19 protein-coding genes are annotated in these 17,617 nt (G+C 68.1%); 15 read left to right on the plus strand and 4 right to left on the minus strand.

Annotation, left to right across the window (positions count from 1 at the left end):
* Positions 1–95 precede the first annotated feature (95 nt).
* From FCK90_RS14935 to FCK90_RS14945, 3 genes are all read left to right on the plus strand, one after another.
* Complete coding sequence (locus FCK90_RS14935; RefSeq protein ID WP_158035102.1) at positions 96–1,220, plus strand: Gfo/Idh/MocA family protein; 1,125 nt, start codon at positions 96–98, stop codon at positions 1,218–1,220.
* A gap of 122 nt (positions 1,221–1,342) precedes the next feature.
* Positions 1,343–2,572, plus strand: a complete 1,230-nt coding sequence (locus tag FCK90_RS14940) for an MFS transporter (RefSeq protein WP_158035103.1) — start codon at positions 1,343–1,345, stop codon at positions 2,570–2,572.
* A gap of 30 nt (positions 2,573–2,602) precedes the next feature.
* Positions 2,603–3,304, plus strand: coding sequence for a phosphatase PAP2 family protein (locus FCK90_RS14945; RefSeq protein ID WP_158035104.1), 702 nt, complete (start codon positions 2,603–2,605; stop codon positions 3,302–3,304).
* On the opposite strand, the gene FCK90_RS14950 is transcribed toward FCK90_RS14945, so the two are convergent.
* Complete coding sequence (locus FCK90_RS14950) at positions 3,216–4,499, minus strand: YkvI family membrane protein (protein ID WP_158035105.1); 1,284 nt, start codon at positions 4,497–4,499, stop codon at positions 3,216–3,218. The genes FCK90_RS14945 and FCK90_RS14950 overlap by 89 nt on opposite strands.
* A 270-nt stretch (positions 4,500–4,769) precedes the next feature.
* Here FCK90_RS14950 and FCK90_RS15480 point away from each other — a divergent pair, with 270 nt between their 5' ends.
* The 9 genes from FCK90_RS15480 to FCK90_RS15815 all read left to right on the plus strand — a co-directional run bounded on the left by FCK90_RS15480 (position 4,770) and on the right by FCK90_RS15815 (position 11,421).
* Positions 4,770–4,919 (plus strand): hypothetical protein, encoded by a 150-nt coding sequence (locus FCK90_RS15480; RefSeq protein WP_181954346.1) that lies wholly within the window; start codon positions 4,770–4,772, stop codon positions 4,917–4,919.
* Between the two features lie 144 nt (positions 4,920–5,063).
* Complete coding sequence (locus FCK90_RS15485) at positions 5,064–5,225, plus strand: hypothetical protein (RefSeq protein ID WP_181954347.1); 162 nt, start codon at positions 5,064–5,066, stop codon at positions 5,223–5,225.
* Between the two features lie 139 nt (positions 5,226–5,364).
* Complete coding sequence (locus tag FCK90_RS14955) at positions 5,365–7,518, plus strand: peptidase domain-containing ABC transporter (RefSeq protein ID WP_158035106.1); 2,154 nt, start codon at positions 5,365–5,367, stop codon at positions 7,516–7,518.
* 98 nt (positions 7,519–7,616) lie between these two features.
* Positions 7,617–7,988 (plus strand): hypothetical protein, encoded by a 372-nt coding sequence (locus tag FCK90_RS14960; RefSeq protein WP_158035107.1) that lies wholly within the window; start codon positions 7,617–7,619, stop codon positions 7,986–7,988.
* The gene (locus tag FCK90_RS14965) at positions 7,952–9,175 is read left to right on the plus strand and encodes a sensor histidine kinase (protein WP_158035108.1); all 1,224 of its coding nucleotides are present in this window, start codon (positions 7,952–7,954) and stop codon (positions 9,173–9,175) included. Before FCK90_RS14960 ends, FCK90_RS14965 begins: the two co-directional genes overlap by 37 nt.
* Before the next feature lie 9 nt (positions 9,176–9,184).
* A complete protein-coding gene (locus FCK90_RS14970; protein WP_158035109.1) occupies positions 9,185–9,853 on the plus strand; it encodes a response regulator in 669 nt (222 codons plus the stop codon).
* Between the two features lie 149 nt (positions 9,854–10,002).
* Positions 10,003–10,464, plus strand: a complete 462-nt coding sequence (locus FCK90_RS14975; RefSeq protein WP_158035110.1) for a hypothetical protein — start codon at positions 10,003–10,005, stop codon at positions 10,462–10,464.
* A 171-nt stretch (positions 10,465–10,635) separates the two neighbouring features.
* Complete coding sequence (locus FCK90_RS14980; RefSeq protein WP_246180474.1) at positions 10,636–11,256, plus strand: SDR family NAD(P)-dependent oxidoreductase; 621 nt, start codon at positions 10,636–10,638, stop codon at positions 11,254–11,256.
* A 27-nt stretch (positions 11,257–11,283) separates the two neighbouring features.
* On the plus strand, positions 11,284–11,421 hold the full coding sequence (locus tag FCK90_RS15815) for a hypothetical protein (protein WP_246180476.1): 138 nt from the start codon (positions 11,284–11,286) through the stop codon (positions 11,419–11,421).
* A 68-nt stretch (positions 11,422–11,489) separates the two neighbouring features.
* On the opposite strand, the gene FCK90_RS14985 is transcribed toward FCK90_RS15815, so the two are convergent.
* The 3 genes from FCK90_RS14985 to FCK90_RS14995 all read right to left on the minus strand — a co-directional run bounded on the left by FCK90_RS14985 (position 11,490) and on the right by FCK90_RS14995 (position 14,743).
* Complete coding sequence (locus tag FCK90_RS14985; RefSeq protein WP_158035111.1) at positions 11,490–12,452, minus strand: zinc-binding dehydrogenase; 963 nt, start codon at positions 12,450–12,452, stop codon at positions 11,490–11,492.
* A 127-nt stretch (positions 12,453–12,579) separates the two neighbouring features.
* Positions 12,580–13,743 (minus strand): siderophore-interacting protein, encoded by a 1,164-nt coding sequence (locus tag FCK90_RS14990; protein ID WP_181954348.1) that lies wholly within the window; start codon positions 13,741–13,743, stop codon positions 12,580–12,582.
* A gap of 172 nt (positions 13,744–13,915) precedes the next feature.
* Positions 13,916–14,743 carry a helix-turn-helix transcriptional regulator gene (locus tag FCK90_RS14995; protein ID WP_158035113.1) on the minus strand — a complete coding sequence of 276 codons (828 nt, stop codon included), beginning with the start codon at positions 14,741–14,743 and terminating at the stop codon, positions 13,916–13,918.
* A gap of 198 nt (positions 14,744–14,941) precedes the next feature.
* On the opposite strand from FCK90_RS14995, the gene FCK90_RS15000 reads away from it, so the two are divergent.
* The 3 genes from FCK90_RS15000 to FCK90_RS15010 are packed head-to-tail and all read left to right on the plus strand — an operon-like array spanning position 14,942 to position 17,146.
* Positions 14,942–15,547 carry a helix-turn-helix domain-containing protein gene (locus tag FCK90_RS15000; RefSeq protein ID WP_158035114.1) on the plus strand — a complete coding sequence of 202 codons (606 nt, stop codon included), beginning with the start codon at positions 14,942–14,944 and terminating at the stop codon, positions 15,545–15,547.
* Positions 15,540–16,271, plus strand: a complete 732-nt coding sequence (locus FCK90_RS15005) for a B3/B4 domain-containing protein (RefSeq protein ID WP_246180478.1) — start codon at positions 15,540–15,542, stop codon at positions 16,269–16,271. The genes FCK90_RS15000 and FCK90_RS15005 overlap by 8 nt, the downstream gene beginning before the upstream one ends.
* On the plus strand, positions 16,268–17,146 hold the full coding sequence (locus FCK90_RS15010) for an EamA family transporter (RefSeq protein ID WP_343029905.1): 879 nt from the start codon (positions 16,268–16,270) through the stop codon (positions 17,144–17,146). The genes FCK90_RS15005 and FCK90_RS15010 overlap by 4 nt, the downstream gene beginning before the upstream one ends.
* The last annotated feature ends 471 nt before the right edge of the window (positions 17,147–17,617 follow it).

The following is a 17,617-nucleotide window of genomic DNA, read 5'->3' on the forward strand; positions in this document are numbered from 1 at the left end:
CGAGTTGACAACTATAGGAGCGTCAACGCACCCGGTGACGTCTTCGAGGACATCGCCGCCAGCTACGCCTTCCTGCGCGACGGAGGTTTCATCGCATGAGCTCCCCCATCGGAGTCGGCTTCATCGGAGTCGGCGTCATCTCTGACACCTACCTGGAGAACCTGAACTCGTTCCCGGACGTGGAGGTGCTGATCCTCGGCGATCTCGACACCGAGCGCGCCGCCAGCCAGGCCGCCAAGCACGACGTGCCCGCTTCGGGCACCGCCGCCGACGTGCTCGCCCACCCCGGCGTGCAGGTGGTCGTGAACCTGACCATCCCCGCCGTGCATGCGGAGATCTCCTCCGCGGCGATCGCCGCCGGCAAGCACGTGTGGACGGAGAAGCCGCTGGGCATGGACCGCACCTCGACCGCTGCCCTGCTGCAGCAGGCGGACGCGGCGGGCCTTCGTGTCGGCTGCGCGCCGGATACCGTGCTGGGACCCGGCTTCCAGACCGCCAAGCGCGCGATCCAGAGCGGAGTCATCGGCACCCCGCTGTTCGCGCAGACCTCCATGCAGTACCAGGGTCCCGAGGTGTTCCACCCGAACCCCGGCTTCCTCTTCGCCAGGGGCGCCGGCCCGCTGCTGGACATCGGCCCGTACTACTTCACCGCGCTCGTGAGCCTCTTCGGCACCGTGGACAAGGTCGTCGCTCTGGGCCAGCGGGCCCAGCTCGAGCGCGCCATCCGGGTGGGAGACCGGGCGGGCGAGACCTTCCCCGTGGAGGTCCCTTCCACCATCTCGGTGCTCACCGCCTTCGAGGCGGGGCAGCAGGCCACCTCGCTGGTCAGCTTCGACTCCCCGCTCGCCCGTCAGGGCGTCGTGGAGATCCACGGCTCCGAGGGCTCGCTCGTGGTCCCCGACCCGAACATGTTCGAGGGCCGCGTCGCCTTCGTCCGGCCCTTCGAGGAATTCGGCGAGACGCCTCCCGAGCAGGAGTGGATCGAGATCCCGCAGACCGGGAAGGTCACCGGGCGCGGTCTGGGCCTGCTGGATATGGTCCGGGCCATCCACGAGGACCGGCCGCACGTGGCCAGCGGCGAGCTGGGCTACCACGTCCTGGACATCATGCTCTCCGCAGAGGAGTCGGCGGCCTCCGGCGATTTCAGGACGGTCGAGAGCTCGGTGCAGCCCGTACCCGCCGTGCCGGCCGAGTTCGACCCCTTCGAGAAGACCCTCTAGCCGGACGCGCGTCTTCACCCCTGCGTCGTTGACGTGCATATGACCGTGGAACTCCATGTTCCACGGTCATATGCACGTCACGGATGCGAAATCCTCGGGCCCCGAAAGGTTCCTCCCAGCCCATGTATGCCCTTCTCCTCGCGATCATCTACCTCGCCTTCATCAGTCTCGGCCTCCCGGATTCCCTCGTGGGCGCCGGCTGGCCGGTCATGCACGACGAGCTCGGGGTGCCCGTGGCTTTCGCCGGCATCCTCACGATGATCATCGCCGGAGGCACCATCGTCTCCAGCCTCCTCTCGGAGCGTCTCACCCTTCGCCTCGGAGCCGGGCTGGTCACCGCCATCAGCGTGGGGATGACGGCGGCGGCGCTGATCGGCTTCTCGGTATCGGGGTCGTTCTGGATGCTGTGCCTGTGGGCCATTCCCTACGGCCTGGGCGCAGGCGCCGTCGACGCCGCCCTCAACAACTACGTGGCCCTGCACTACGCGGCCCGTCACATGAACTGGCTGCACAGCTTCTGGGGCGTGGGCGCCTCCATCAGCCCGTTCATCATGAGCTACGCCATCAGCTCGGGCTTCGGCTGGTCGGGCGCCTACCGGAGCATCGGGATCATCCAGATCGTTCTCACCGTCCTGCTCTTCCTCAGCCTCACGCTCTGGACCAGGGTCAATCGGGAGCCCTCGCACGAGCACGCAGACCCTGACGACGAGCCGGCCGGCAACGGGAAACACGTGCCCCTGGGCACCGCCCTGCGCATTCCGGGCGTCGCCCTCATCCTGATCGCCTTCTTCGCGTACTGCGCGCTGGAGAGCACGGCGATCCTGTGGGCATCGACCTACCTGGTATCCGAACGCGGGGTCTCGCCGGCGACGGCGGCGGCCTTCGCCTCGCTCTACCTCCTCGGCATCACCGGGGGTCGGTTCCTGGCCGGCTTCTTCGCCGACCACATAGGAGACCGAACGCTCATCCGCGGCGGCTTCCTGACCGTGGCGGCGGGCGTCATCATGATCCTGCTGCCCCTGCCGACCGATGTGGTGGCACTGGCGGGACTCGTCATCGCCGGGCTCGGCAGCGCGCCGATCTATCCGGCGATCATCCATTCCACACCGGTGAACTTCGGCCGCCGCAACTCCCAGGCCATCATCGGCATCCAGATGGCCGCGGCCTACAGCGGGGCCACCTTCATGCCACCACTGTTCGGTGCGCTCTCCGCCTGGGCCGGCCTATGGATCTTCCCCGTGTTCCTCGCGGTCCTGGTGGCCCTCGGGCTGGCCATGTCGGAACGCCTGAACCGGATCGTGGCACGCCGTTCGCAGCTCGCGGACCAGGAGACCCCCAGGCGCTCGTCCTGAAGGCGGGGCCTCCGCCCGCACACTGTAGTCATGACCTCTGCCCGTTTCTCCGTCGCCGCAGCATGGACGCTGCTGGGGCTGGCCTTTCTGTCCGCGACGGGGACCGGGCTCCTTCTGAACGCCGCGCCGTCCTGGTCCAGCGCCGAAACCCGGATCGTCGGTGCCGTGAACGGGTTCCACGCCCCCGTCCCGGACGCCGTCGCCCGCGGGATCGACACGCTCTTCGGCACCCCGGTGGCCCTGACGATCACCGTCGTCCTGGCAGCCGTCGTCGGCAGGATCTCCCGTTCGTGGACGACGGCGCTGCGCACCGGCGCTCTCATCGCGCTGCCGTGGTCGCTCGTATACCTCGTCAAGCTCCTGGTCCGCAGACCACGTCCCGCTGCCGCCGACCTTCCGTATGCCTCCGGCATCGAGCCCTCGTCCTGGAGCTTCCCGAGCGGTCACACAGCCGTCTCCGCTGCACTGATGGTCACGGTGGTCCTGCTGGTCCCCGTGGGGCTACGGCTCGCCGCGATCGCCATCGCCTGCGTGGTGATCCTGGCCACCGCGTGGTCGCGGGTCTACCTCGGAGTGCACTACCCCACCGACGTGATGACCTCGATGATCCTCGTGCCCGTCGCCGTGATCGCGCTGCACCGCATCACCGGCCGGCGGAGTTCCCCTCCGCATCCCGTGCCGCGCCGGATTCATGGTCCGGATCAGCGGCGGAGGCCGAGATCTCGCCCGTGACCACCGTCTCGAGCCGATCGGAGTCGGCCTCCGAGTCATCCAGCGCCTGATCGAGCTCGGACTGGTCGCCGCCGTCGAAATCACGGTCCGGGTCCTCGCGCTGCTCCTCGAGATCGTGGATGCGCTCCCGCCGCTCGGACTCCTGGGGGAACCGCTTGCGGGACTTCACCCACCAGCTGACCAGGACCACCACCAGCACCAGGCCCAGATAGCCGAGGACGGGGTAGACGTAGGTCATCAAGGTGTCGAACCCGATGAAACTGACCCCGTAGCCCACCGCGCACAGGCCCAGGAAGACAGGGGTGTACCGGTCCGGCCGCGAAGCGGTCACGCGCTTGCCGAGGGCGTAGAACATGCCGATCGCGGTGTTGTAGATCATGATGAAGATGACGAAGGTCATGATGAAGGCCATCACCGGATGCATCGATTCGAAGAGGCTCAGCATCGGCACGTCGTTGCCTGCGACTCTCTCGATGTTCGCCAGCAGGGTGAAAGCGGCCATGGCCAGGAGAACCGTATAGATGACCCCGCCGAGCAGGCCCCCTCGACCGGTGGCCTTCAGATTGCTGTGGGCGCCGCCGATCACCAGGGACATCGACACCCCGAGCAGCAGGGACAGCCCGTTGTAGTTCAGCGCCGAGAGCCACCACGGGCTGACCGGGGAGTCCTCCGCCATCGCCACTTCGCTGAGCCGCCCGAAATCCTCGGGAAGATTGAACAGGGTGTAGCCGAAGGCCACCAGGATGGCGACGATCAGCAGCGGAGTGACGGCGCTGATGATGTTGCTGACCTTGTCCACGTCCAGCAGACCGGTCGTGCCGACCAGGACCAGCATGATCAGGGAGCCGATCCAGGTCGGCAGCCCGAACTGCTGCTCGAGATTGGAGCCCGCGCCGGCGAGCATCACGAAACCGATGCAGAAGAGCGTGGCGATCACGGCGAGGTCCATCGCGCGGGAAATCGCAGGGTGGGCGATCTCCTTGAAGACGCGGTTGTGCTCCTCGGCCACGAAATAACTGCCCAGCTGGAGGATCACCGCCCCCGCCGCGGTCATGACGACGCCGGCGACGAGCACTCCCCACAGGCCGGTCAGCCCGAAGGAGATGAAGTACTGGACCACTTCGAGACCCGTCGCGAACCCCGCACCCACGAGGAGTCCCACGAAGGCGAGGGAGATCTTGATCTGTTCTTTCATCGTCCTGCCTTCCTTTGACCGGTGATCGAGCGATAGGCAGGCTGCTCACGCTACCTGAAGCGTACTGATGGTCCTCGCCGAGGCCCGGCGGAAGGCGTTCCCGCCATGCAGTGCGACGCCCTGGGAGGAACGCCTCTACCCCCATCTACCCCTCCTACCCCCATCTCGGTATACGGATGCCCTCTCACGGCCGATTCCCCCGGCCGCTCCCCCGGAGATCATGAAGCCCCGGGTCGGCACGAGGCCGCCCCGATAGCAAAGGAGAAGATCATGACCACCCTCACCTTCGGACGGCCGATCAGCGCGGCCGACCTGGCCGGCTTCCACGGCGGGGCGCAGTGCGTCATCACGATCACATCGATGGGTCACGTGATCATGGAAGGCCACTGCTCCGGTGTGGAGATCAAGAGCGAGGGATAAGCCTGAGCCGAGGGGACGAGACCGGATACCCCAGTTCGAGTACGGCGTTGCCGCCTCTGGGCCGATGCCCGGCCTCTTCCCCGAGGAAAGGATGGATGTCGCAGGGCGGCACCGGGTCGCCCTCTCACCCCCAGGAGGACGACCATGAACACCCTCACCTTCGGCCGGGAGATCACCGACGCTGAGCTCTCCGCCTTCCACGGCGGAAGCTGCACCGTGAGGATCACGCGGAACGGCAACGGCCAGGTCACCCAGGTCGACACCATCGGCGGCTGCCAGAACGTCCAGATCAACATCCAGGCCTGACGCTCGGCGGAGCCCGGTGCCCCCATGGGCCGGGCTCCGCCGTCGGCTTCTCCCTTTCCTGAAAAGGCGCTTCTCGAAAAAACCGACCGGGAAGCCCCTGAAGAGCCCCCCGCAAAGCCCGCAGAAAGGAAGTTCTGACATGCCGCGTGTGCCCGTCGTCCTTCAGACCGCAGAGACAGACTGCGGTCCCGCCTGCCTGACCGCGGTGCTGCGCGGCGCCGGCGAGAGGGCCTCCCTGGTGCAGCTCCGCAACCTCACGGACCCGGGACGGGACGGCACCTCGGCGCTCACACTGCGGGACACCGCCGCCCTGTGGGGCATGCAGGTGCACGCGACGATGGCCTCCCCGGAAGAGCTCTCCGACCGGGTCGAGGAGGTCCCCCTCCCGGCGATCGTGCACCTGTCCCGGCAGCACTACGTCGTCGCGGACAAGATCCTGACGCGGTCGGGCGGTTCACGGACCGAGGTACGGGTCATGGATCCCGCCGTCGGCCGGCGTCGGATGGGACGCGAGGAGATCCGTGCCCAGGCCAGCGGACTGCTGCTCGTCCCGGGTCGGGTGGAGACACCGGCGGAGCCGCCGCCGGATCCGCCGCACCGATCCACCCTGCTCAAGGAGCTCCTGGGCGCGGTCCGCGCCGATCTCGTCCGCGCCGTCCTGCTCTCCGTGCTCCTGGCCGTCGGGGGTCTGGGGCTGCCGGTGCTCACCGCCGTGATCGTCGACGGCATGATCGCCGCCGACTCGCCGCCGCACCGATGGCTGTATGCGGGGCTGGGGCTCGCCCTGGCCATGGGGCTGGTCTCCCTGGCGCGGTACCTGATCCTCGCCGGGCTGCAGCACCGGCTCGCGGCGAGCCTGAGCACCCGAGTCGCCACGACGCTGTTCACCCGTGAGCTGCGCTTCTTCGACCGCCGTTCAGTGGGCGACCTCTTCGGCAGGATCGAGTCCGCCCATGCCGTCCACGCCCTGCTCAGCGTGACCCTGCTGGGGGCGGCGCTGGACGCGGTGCTGACCATCGGGTTCCTCACGACCCTGGCGGTGATCGCCCCGCCCTTGGCCGGCGTCACCGCCCTGACGGTCTTCCTCACGCTCGGCGTGACGCTCATCCTGGCTCGCCGTTGCGCCGCCCTGCGCCGGGAGGAGATCCTGGTGACCGCCGACTCCTCTACGCTGCTGGTCGACAGCATCACGGGTGTCTCCACACTGCGCGCCTACGGTGCGGAGGAACGCGTGCTGGGGACCTGGGCGGGCCTGCTGGATCGCCGTCTCCGACTCACCCTGACGAGCGCGCGGCTGGGGGCGGTCTCCCTGAGCCTGCTCACCGGCGTCACGATCGCCACTCCCCTGGTGGTCCTGATCCTGGCCTCCACCGCCGGCATGGTGACCCCCGGCCAGGCGCTGGGCCTCATGGCCGTCGCCTCGGCGGCACTCGCCCCGGTGACCTCGCTGGGCACGCAGCTGCTCCAGGCCGCCGATCTCAGACCCCTGCTGGACCGGCTCGACGACGTGGAGACAGCCGACGCGGAACGCCGCGGCCAGACGGACCCCGGTCGTCTCCGCGGCGAGTTCGCCCTGGAGGGGCTGGGCTTCGGCTACAGCCGCGATTCCGGGCAAGTTCTCGGGCCCATCGACGCACGCATCGAGGCCGGCGCCAAGATCGGCGTGCTCGGGCCCACCGGATGCGGGAAGAGCACCCTGGCGCACCTGCTGTGCGGGCTCTACACGCCAACCCGCGGGACGGTGCGCATCGACGGGCTCGACCTGCGGGACCTGGACCTCCAACGGGTACGGGAGCAGATCGGCGTGGTCTTCCAGGACAACTGGCTCGGGGCGGGGAGCATCCGCGAAGCGGTACTCGCCGCTCGTGAGGGCTACTCCGACGAGGACGTCTGGCGGGCCCTCGTGAAGGCTCAGGTGGCGGAGGAGGTCGCCGCGCTGCCCCTGGGTCTGGAGACCCGCCTCGGCTCCGGCGGCCAGGGGCTCTCCGGCGGGCAGAGGCAGCGACTGGCCATCGCCCGCGCCCTGCTCTCCGACCCGGTGATCCTCATCCTCGACGAGGCCACCAGCGCCCTCGACGCACGTACCGAAGGGCTCATCGACGCCACCCTCGCGCAGTTGCGCATGACCCGGGTGATCATCACCCACCGCCTGGGAGTCGTGGCGGATGCCGACGAGCTCTGGATCATCGACGACGGCGGCCTCGTGGAGCGCGGCACCCCCTCCGAGCTGCGGGCTTCCGCCGGGCACTACGCCGCGCTGCTCTCCCGGTCATCAGCCCTGAGCGTCACCTGACATACAACGGATGGTTGATGCGGACGCTCATCGGATACACGAAAATGAGAACTCATAGGCCTCATCTTCCGTGCGGCCCCTGAACGAGGAGGCTCCCGATGTCCGAAGACAGCAGCGGTCCGGTCGAACTCATCGCGGCCCAGGTATCCGTCCAGGATGCCAACGGCGTCCGGATCCCGGGGTGGGCGGTCAGACAGGACGTGGTCGTGACGCATGCGGGAGGCCTGCAGCCCCCGCTCACCGCCGTCGTGAACGGAGACCCCGTCGAAGCAGAGGTGGTCCACGAGGCCACGATCGAGCTGGACAGCGAACAGCCGTGGACCGCCCTGGAGCTCCCGGAGGGCAGCATCGCCGTCCAGGGTGAGCGCTTCCCACCGGGGCTGGCCGCCGGCGTCGACGACCGTCCCGGGTTCGGTGCCCGGCGGGCCTTCTGGTGCATCATGTTCCCCCAGATGAGAGGCTGCCGGTAATCGCCGTACGGCCCTTCCCCCGCGGCCAGCGCGCCGTCCGGGCCGTCGTCGTCGCGGCGGCGCTGGTCGTGGACCTGTGGGTGTGGGGAGGCGACACGGAGACCTGGGACGGCGGGAGGGCACCGGCAACGCTGATCGTGGCCGTCATGGCCGCGAGCCATCTGTGCCTGGTCCTCTGGCGATCGCCCGTCCCGGGCTACGCGGCGCTATGGCTGCTGTCCCTGTCCGGCATGTGGGTGCCCGCGGTGGAGACCTTCGCGGGCTACCTCGTGGCGCTCTACCTCATGGCCAGGATGACGGATCGTCATGTCGCGGTCGCGGCCCTCATGGGCTCGGTGGTTCCGATCGCCGCCAATACGGCCTCCGGGGCTTCCTTTCACGAGAATGTCGACGCCGTGTTCCTGCTGATGAACTCCGGACTGTGGGTGCTGCTGATGCTGAGCGTATGGGGCGTGGGCAGGGTGATCGCGCGCAGCGACCTGCGGCTGACCACGGAACGACGATGGGCTGAGGAGACCACGGCGGAGGCACTCGCGATGGAACGCCTGCGGCTGAGCCGGGAACTCCACGACATCGTCGCTCACAGCCTCACCGGCATCGTCCTCCAGTCCGCGGGAGCACGGGCGGGGCTCGTGCGCGGGACGGCCCAGGGGCACCAGGTCGAAGAAGCGCTCCAGAACATCCAGACGGCCGCCGAGCAGAGCATGCGGGAGCTCCACCGGCTGCTCGGGATGCTCAGGGAACCCGGACAGCCGGATGCGCAGGGGGACGGGATCGAGCAGGTGGACGGTCTGATCGCGACCGCCCGGGCCTCCGGGCTCGACGTCGTCGTCCGGACCTCCGGTGACCCGCTGGCGCTCGACCCGAGCATCGCCCACACCGTCTACCGCGTAGTGCAGGAGGGTCTGTCCAACGCGATGAAGCACTCGGGCGACGGGTCCCGGGTGGAGGTCACCACCGACTGGGCCCCGGAGACCCTTGCCGTCTCGGTCATGAGCACGAGCGGCCTGTCCTCCCCCGCAGCACCCAGCGGCGGCTTCGGTCTCGTCGGCCTGCGCGAGCGGGTGGTCGTCAGCGGAGGCACCTTCGAGGCGGGCCCCACCGCGCAGGGCTTCCTGCTGCACACCACGCTGCCCGCCGCCGGTCAGCACCGGATCCCGGTCGAAAAGAATGCCGAGGAGAACTGAGGAGGACCGATGACCACCGCATACATCGTCGACGACCAGCCCCTGGTCCGCGCGGGGATCGGCATGCTGCTCTCCGGCGAGACCGACATCGAGGTCATCGGGGAGGCCGCCTCGGCGGACGAGGCCCTGAGGGAGGTCCGCCGGCTGCGTCCCGACGTGGTGCTGATGGACATCCGGATGCCGGGTATGGACGGCGTGACGGCCACCCGTGAGCTGGTCGCCGACGCCGAGGCCGACCGCCTGATCCGGGTGCTGGTGATGACGACGTTCGACGACGAGGACGTGGTGATCGAGGCCCTCCAGGCCGGTGCGAGCGGGTACCTGCTCAAACACGCCTCGCCGACGGAGATCGCCGATGCCGTGCGCCGCGTGGCATCGGGCGACACCTGGCTCGATGCCACCGCCGCCACCCGGCTCGTGGACAAGCTGCGCCCGAGAGGATGCGACCCCACGGACATCACCGCACTGCTGACCCCGCGCGAACAGGAAGTGCTGCGCATGGTCGCAGCCGGCCTGTCCAATACAGACATCCGCGATTGCCTGGTGCTCAGCGAGGCCACGGTCAAGACCCATGTGGCGCGCATCCTGCTCAAGACCGGATCCAGAGATCGTGCCGCTGCCGTGGCCCTGGCCTACCGCAGCGGCTTCGTCCGCCCTGAGGACCCCGTCCCGTCGTGAACGGCCGTTGACCTGCAATCGTTCCTCCGCAGGCATTCCCCGCAGTCATCCAGTCATCCCGTTGGAGTAGGACGATGACCGCCGGCGGCTGACGCCGCGCGCGGCCTTCTCGACGATGCTGGTCGTACCGACCATCAACAGGAGGAATCATGAACTCGGTACTGACCAGGAGGCTCCCCCTCGTCCTCGCGGGCGTCCTCGCCGCCTCCATCGCCACGGCGGCGCCCTCGGCAGCCACCGATCAGGACACGGGGAGCTCCGGCGCAGCCACGTCCACCACCTCCGCCGACCGCCTCGTGCCTCCGCGCAAGCCCGACGGGCCGCCGCGCGAGGGCATCTTCCCGCCCCCGGATCGCTGCCTCTGGGCTCCGTTGAAGGGTCGTCTCCTGCCCCCGCCGTGGACGTGCGGGCCGGATATCCCGCCTCCCAACCTCTGCGAGCTACGCCCGGGGCACTGCGAGATCTACCTCCCGCCGGACCCCATCATCCCGGCTCCCCCGGTTCCGGTCATCAAGTCCGCGGCGTGGACCGATGCCTACCCCGACCTCCCCATGGGCCCGGGGCCGTACAACCCGATACCGGACATGCGCCAGGACCTGATCGCCGTGTAGTCCCCCTCAGCCCTGGACCTCAGACGGCAACATCATCGAACCGCCGGCTTCCCGGATCGAGAGCTGGGGTCGTCCCCCTAGCCTGGAAAGGCGGGTGGCCACAGCGTCGCCCGCCTTGGGTAGGCCGTCACGGACAGCCCGTGGCGGACGGATAGACGAAGAAGGGTCTCCATGCGAACTGTCGTGATCACGGGTGCAGCCTCGGGCATCGGACGAGCCCTCGCCGAACGGCTGAGGAATGAAGGGGACCGCGTTATCACGGTCGATCTCCATGACGCCGATGTCACCGTCGATCTGAGCACCGCTGAGGGCCGCTCCGCTCTCGTCGAGCAGGTCGCCGAGCTTTCGGGAGGCACGATCGACGCCGTCGTCGCCAACGCCGGTCTCATCCGCCCGGAACCGGTGACGGTCGCGGTGAACTACTTCGGTGCGATCGCCACTCTCGAGGGCCTGCGCCCGCTCCTGGAGCGTTCCTCCGCCCCTCGAGCCGTACTCACCACCTCCCTGGCCGCCGTCATGGACGTCTACGAGGATCTGGTCGAGAGCTGCCTCGCCGGCGACGAGGAGGAAGCCCTGGCCATCGCCGAGAAGTACTCAGGGGGCGAGAACATCGGCAACAACCTCTACGCCTCCACCAAGGCCGCCGAAGCGCGCTGGGTACGGCTCAACGCGCCGAACCCCGAATGGGCGGGTGCCGGTATCGCCCTCAACGCCGTGGGACCCGGCATCGTCGAGACTCCCATGGTGGCCGACTCCATCGCCGATGACGCATCCCGGGCGAGCACCGCGTAGTTCGTGCCCATGCCCCTCAACGGTTTCATGGCCCCCGAAGCGCCCGCCGCCCTGCTCCGCTGGCTGATCTCGGAGGAGAACACTCACGTCACCGGCCAGGTCGTCTTCATAGACGGCGGGACGGACGCGATCTTCCGGGGCGCCTCGAATCTGCGGAAGAACTGACCTTCCGACCGGTGCCGGCCCGCTCCGCATCGTCGCCGAGACCGTCCCCGAGGACGGCTGGACGGGATTCAGCGCGGGTCGGCGACCTCGAGGATCACCTTGCCGAGATGGCCGCCGTCGGCGAGGATCTTGTGCCCCCGGGCGGCTTCGGCCAGCGGGAGCCGAGCCTCCACCGGCACGCGGATCTCGCCCGTCTCCAGCAGCGGCCACACCAGCTCTCGGGTGCGCGCCAGGATGCGGCCCTTGTCCTGCGGCGCGCGGGAGCGCACCGTCGTCCCGATGACCCGGGCGCGTTTGCGCATCAGGGCGCCCACATCCAGGGATCCGACGCTCCCGCCCATCGTGGCGATGATGACGAGTCTCCCGAACTCGTTGAGCATGCCCACGTTGTCCTCCAGTGCGGGACCTCCGACGATATCGAGGATGACGTCGGCCCCTCCGGCGTCCTTCACCGCGGCGGGCACATCGGTCGTGTGACGATTCCACGCCATGTCGGCGCCCAGTTCGACGGCCGAGTCCACGGCGGCGTCGGAGCCGACCGTGGTGAGCACCCGGGCGCCCATGCCGCGGGTGAACTGGAGCGAGAAGCTGCCGATACCGCCCGTTCCGCCGTGGACCAGCACCGTCTGCTGCTCGGTGCTCGGCGGGTCGACGGGCAAGTCCGCTTCGAGCATCAGGTTCGACACGACCGTCGCGGCGACCTCGATGACGCCGGCGGCGTCGGTGAGCGGCAGGGCCCGCGGGGCCGGCAGCACCTGCGCTTCCGGAACGGCGACGACCTCGGCGTAGCCGCCCCCGGCCAGCAGCGCCACGACGGCCTCGCCGGTGTCTCTTCGGTAGCCGGACACCTCGAGGCCGGGCAGCGGCGACGCCCCGGGAGGCGGCGGATACTTGCCCGCCACCTGCATGAGGTCGGCTCGATTCACCCCGGCGGCGACGACGTCGATCAGCACCTCCCCCTCGGAGGGCACCGGCTCGGGCACCTCGACGAGTTCCAGCTCATGATCGTCGGTGATAGCCATAGCTCGCATGCCATCCACTCTACGGCGCCCCGGATGACGGTTCAGTGGAGAGGCCGGTCGCTGAACAACGCCAGTACGACTGCGCGGCTGGTCTCCGCTCCTCCTTCGCGAGAGTCGGAACGAGACCCGTGGCGCTTCAGTCGCCGGTGTTGAGGTCGACGGGCGTCGACCTGTGCCGCCAGTACCCGACCATACGCACCCGTGCTCGATCAACGCCGCGTACACGACGTAAGTGGGTGGTGACCGTCCGCATCGAACGCGCTTCCGCACCGCCCCACGCGTAGACGTTGCCCGCCGGGAAATCGAGCGCTTGCACGGCATCCGTGAGAAGTGTCGACGTGCCGGCGGGCGCATCACCACGGACACTCCAGGTGACGTGGATGTCGTGCCGGGTGGGAAGAGGGAGCCGGTCGGCGTCGTCTCCGATTTCGATGAACACATGGGCCGGGGTGTGCTCGGGCAGGTTCTCGAGGATCACGCAGATCGCCGGGAGACCCGTCTCGTCAGCTACAAGCAATAGCCAGTCGGTGTCAGCAGGCGGATCGTAGGCGGTTCGGGGCCCCCACAGAGCCACCGGATCGCCGGGCCGGGCATTCGCCGCCCATTGTGCCGAGAGACCGGGCTCGGCGTGAACGTCGTCTCCGAGACCGTGGAGGACGAAGAGCATATCCATCTCGCCGTCCTCGGGCCGCCAGTCGCGCACGGTGTAGTAGGCCCCGACCGGTCGGTTCTCGTCGGTGAACTCCCCGAAGTCCTCACGGGAGAATGAGGCGTCCACGGTGAGTTCGGTGCGCCCAGCGGGCGGGGTCATCACGTAGATGAACTGGTCGTGCCCGCCCGGCTCGAACGAGGCGAGGTCGCCTCCGCCGAAGGTGATCTGCCGGAAGATCGGGGTGAGCTGCTCCATCCGGATGACCGAGGTGACGTAGGTGCGGATCGCATCGACTTGTCGCGCTTGGGCTTCCGGGGTGGTCAGCTCCGTAACGCCTAGCGTGGTCCTGGCGGTGGTGATGACTTCGAGGGTGAGTGACTCCAGGTCCGTGAGGCTCCTCGCCGCTCGGGAGAACGGCACCCAGCCGTCACGATGTGCCCCGTCACGAGCCGTCGTACGCAGGCTCAACCCGTCGACATGGATAGCCGTAAGCTTGGCGCCGCGGGAATCATCGGCGATGTGCGCCCGGCAGATGACCTCGACGGCGTCCGCGTAGGTGGCGTTGTAGTGCTCGGTCAATCTCGGATTGACGTCCGCCACCTGCTCAGCGATGGGTGGCTGAGCGACCGGATCGGGTTCATTGGACACCATAAGGCGTGCTCCTCAAGACCGTGCATGTAGTGGTGGAACGCGGTGGGTACCTGGCCCGATCCATGCCTGACACACCGGATCAACTAAGGTTCGCCTTCCCAACTGTAGGAAGCACCCAAGCGGTTTGCAATCGCGCATACTCGACGCCTGATAAACGAAAACGGACACCTTAAGGGCTCCGGAGCGACTCCAGGAAGGCTCCGGGCGTTGTCCCCATGACCCGGCGGAAGGCGACGATGAACGTGCTGGGGTGGGCATATCCGAGTTGCCGCGATGTCTCCTGGACATCGCTACCGGTCGAGAGCAGTTTGAGCGCGTGATGGATGCGCAAGACTCGGCGCCATTGCGTGAACGACAGGCCCGTCAAGGCGTGGAATCTGCGCGCGATCGTACGATCACTGATGCCCAGCTGCCGAGCCCATGCCTCAAGACCTCGACTGTCGGAAGGGTCGGTCAGCAGCGCTTCCAGGATGGGTGCGATCCTGGCATCTCCAGGCAGGCGCAGAGCCACGTTCCGCCCGGTCGGCTCGAGCACGTCGAAGACCACCCCCTCGGCACGATTGCGCTCCTCCGCGCTGAGATCCGGGGACGCCAGATGCACGAGCAGAGCCTGCAAGAGCGGTGACATCGTGACCACGGTCGCCTCGGGGAAGATCGTGCGCGCAGTCCTGGGCTCGAATACCGCCTCATGGAATTCGACGTTCGCAGTGGACCGGCCCGCATGCATCTCACCGGCCGGGATCCACAGCCCGAATCCTTCCGTGACAGTGAAGATCAGTTCGCCTACGCAGGCCGTCAATGACCCGCCACGCACCCACACCAGCTCGTGCACGGGGTGCGAGTGCCGGCGCCACTCCTGCGGGCCAGCAGGGAGGCTCGAACCGGCGCGGATCGCAGACCATTCACGATCAGCCGGGACTGCCTGGTTGACCTCGCAGATCAGTGTTCCGTCCTCGCGCTGCCACGCGCCCGAGCCCATGTCCGCTTCCAGGGTCATGACAGGATCCTATGGCTCGCAAGCGCTTCACGAGCGACGGTCGAGGATATCCTCCTGGCCCCGCACTCCTGGAGAATCCGGATCGGATGTCACCTCGCCCGTACTGCAGCCACTGACACCTTTCCCCGACCCATTGCCTGATGACGCCTGATACAAGTGAGCTGGATGATGCCATTTCAGTGCATTATGATGCACTACATGGATCACGAAGCAGAGCTGCTGGCGCGTGCCATCGGCGCTCGAGTGAAGCACGAACGCAAAGGGCGCGGCTGGACCCTGGATCAGCTCGCCGCCGCCGCGGGGGTGAGCCGCCGCATGCTCGTGAATGTCGAGCACGGGTCGGTGAATCCGAGCGTAGGCACACTGCTGCGGCTCTCGGAGGCACTCGGCATCGGGCTGCCGGCCCTGGTGGAGCCGCCGACGCCGCGCGCGGCGAAACTCACTCGCCAGGGTGAAGGCGCGGTGCTGTGGACTGGCGACCGAGGCGGGCGAGGCGTACTCGTCGCGGGCACGGAGCCGCCGGATGTCCTGGAGCTGTGGGATTGGACCCTCGCTCCCGGCGAGCGCCATGAGAGCGAACCGCATAGCGATGGCACGCGTGAGCTGCTGCATATCCAGGAGGGCTCGGTGACGGTCGCCGTCGGTGATGAGCGCTTCGAACTCCACCGGGGCGATGCACTGACCTTCCGCGGAGACACCACCCACTCCTATACGAACCCCACTTCAGAGCCGGCCCGGTTCTCACTCACGGTCTTCGAGCCGGGAGTAGGAGCGGCACACCAAACGGAGACATCGAATGCCTGACACCATGACCCCCGACGAGTTCCTGGCCGCCTCAACGGTGGAGCCTGCCGTGTTCGCGTTGCGCCCGGACTATCGCGCCATGCTCGTCGTTATCGACGGCCTCACCCCCGCGATCACCGCCCATGAGGGCGGGACGGCTGTGGACGAGCTCATCACGGCCGCCGAGACCCACGCGGCCCGCCTGCTCTCCACGTCCGCTGTGGATGAGCTACCGCATATCGCGGCGTGGCGAGAGGCATATCGCGGGTTCGGGGCGAAGCCGCAGCGCACCCGCAACAGCCTCGAGGGCCTCACCCGCCGCGCCGCGAAAGGCCTGCCACGGGTGAACGCGCTCACCGATGTCTACAACGCGATCTCGGTGCTGCATCAGATCCCCCTCGGCGGTGAGGATTTCCGCGGCTACAGGGGTCCGGCACGCCTGATCCGCGCGACCGGTGAGGAGCCGTTCGACACCACCGCGCACGGGGAGCCCGCCACTGAGTACCCCGATGCCGGTGAGGTGGTCTGGTGCGACGACGCCGGCGTGACCTGCCGGCGGTGGAACTGGCGGCAGGGCCGCCGCACCGGGCTGAGTGATGAGACGCAGACGGCGTTCTTCATTCTCGATGCCCTTGCTCCCGCCACCGACGAGGATCTGGCCGCCACTGCGGACTCACTGGCGGAGGCGCTGCCCGGCCTCGGTTCTCGGGTGCGGGTAACGCGGCGCCTGATCGGGGCACCGTGATCGGGGCACGCACGACGGCGGGGGTACCGCCGTGGTCGATGGCGGTCGCGGCGATGCTCGCCGTCCAGCTCTCCAACGCGCTGTCGGTCCCGGTGATCGAACAGGTTGGCGCGGGGGCAACAGCGTGGCTGCGCATGTGCTTCGGGGCCGTGTTCCTCTGGATGATCGCCCGTCCCGCACTCCGTTCCCTGCGCGGCAAGGACATTCCCGCACTGATCGCCCTGGGAGTGGTGACGGGGTTCATGACGACGTTCTTCCTCGCCGCCGTCGAGCGCATCCCGCTCGGTACTGCGGTTGCGATCGAGTTCCTCGGGCCCTTGACTGTTGCGGGCCTGATGAGCAAGCACCACAACGCCCTCGTCTGGCCGCTGCTCGCCCTGGTCGGCGTCGTGTTACTGACGGAACCGTGGCACGGGCGCATCGATCTTGCCGGGGTCGGGTTCGCCCTCGCCGCCGGCACCTGCTGGGGGTTGTACAACCTGCTCACCCAGCACGTCGGCGACCGGTTCTCGGGCATCAGCGGTCTCTCGCTCACGATTCCAGTAGCTTCCCTCGCCACGCTTCCGGTCGGGTTGCCGCAGGTCATCGGGGGTGAGTTCTCATGGTGGGTGCTCGCGGTTGCGGCAGGGATCGCGCTGATCACTCCGGTGATCGCGTTCGGGCTCGAGATGCTCGCCCTACGCCGTATGACCCATACGGCGTTCGGCACGCTGCTGTCGATCGAGCCCGCGTTCGGCATCCTCATCGGCCTGCTCGTCCTCTCCCAGCAGCCGACGCTGATGCAATTAGCCGGCATCGGTCTCGTCATCGTCGCGGGCACCGCCGCGCAGCGTGGCAGCAAACGTCCTGTGAGCCCCACACAGCCGGTTACCTGAAGCGGCACCGCCACTGAATCGATCCGACGTGCGCCTTGAGGGACGGGCTCGCGTCATGCACGAACCGGGCCCGAGCCCAGAGCTGGTGGATCGCCCGTTCCTGGTCCGCGGGTGTCAACGTCGGCCAGGTCTCGTGCAGGTTCTGGCCGCGAACCTCCCGGCTCACGATCCAACCGTGCCCCTCCGCAGTGCCTTCCCCGACGATCTCGGGATGTCCGACCTCTCTCGGCAGGGCCCTCACTAGCGCAACCTCGCGAGTCATGGCAACGGGTGTGCGCGCGATCCCCCTCGCAACGCCGTCATCGTTCCACGGTCGGTGAGGCACCGGTGGAACGGCGAGACTTCGACCTGATCAGATTCCTCGAGGGACCCGGGTCCATAACAAAAAACCTCGCCTCGCGATAAAGCGAGGCAAGGTTTGAATGTTTTCCACTCTGGTGGACCTAGTGTCGCGTTTCTGAAGTTGGTTTA

The sequence above is a fragment of the Kocuria coralli genome (genome assembly GCF_008831305.1).
GTDB classification, from domain to species: Bacteria; Actinomycetota; Actinomycetes; order Actinomycetales; family Micrococcaceae; genus Kocuria; species Kocuria coralli.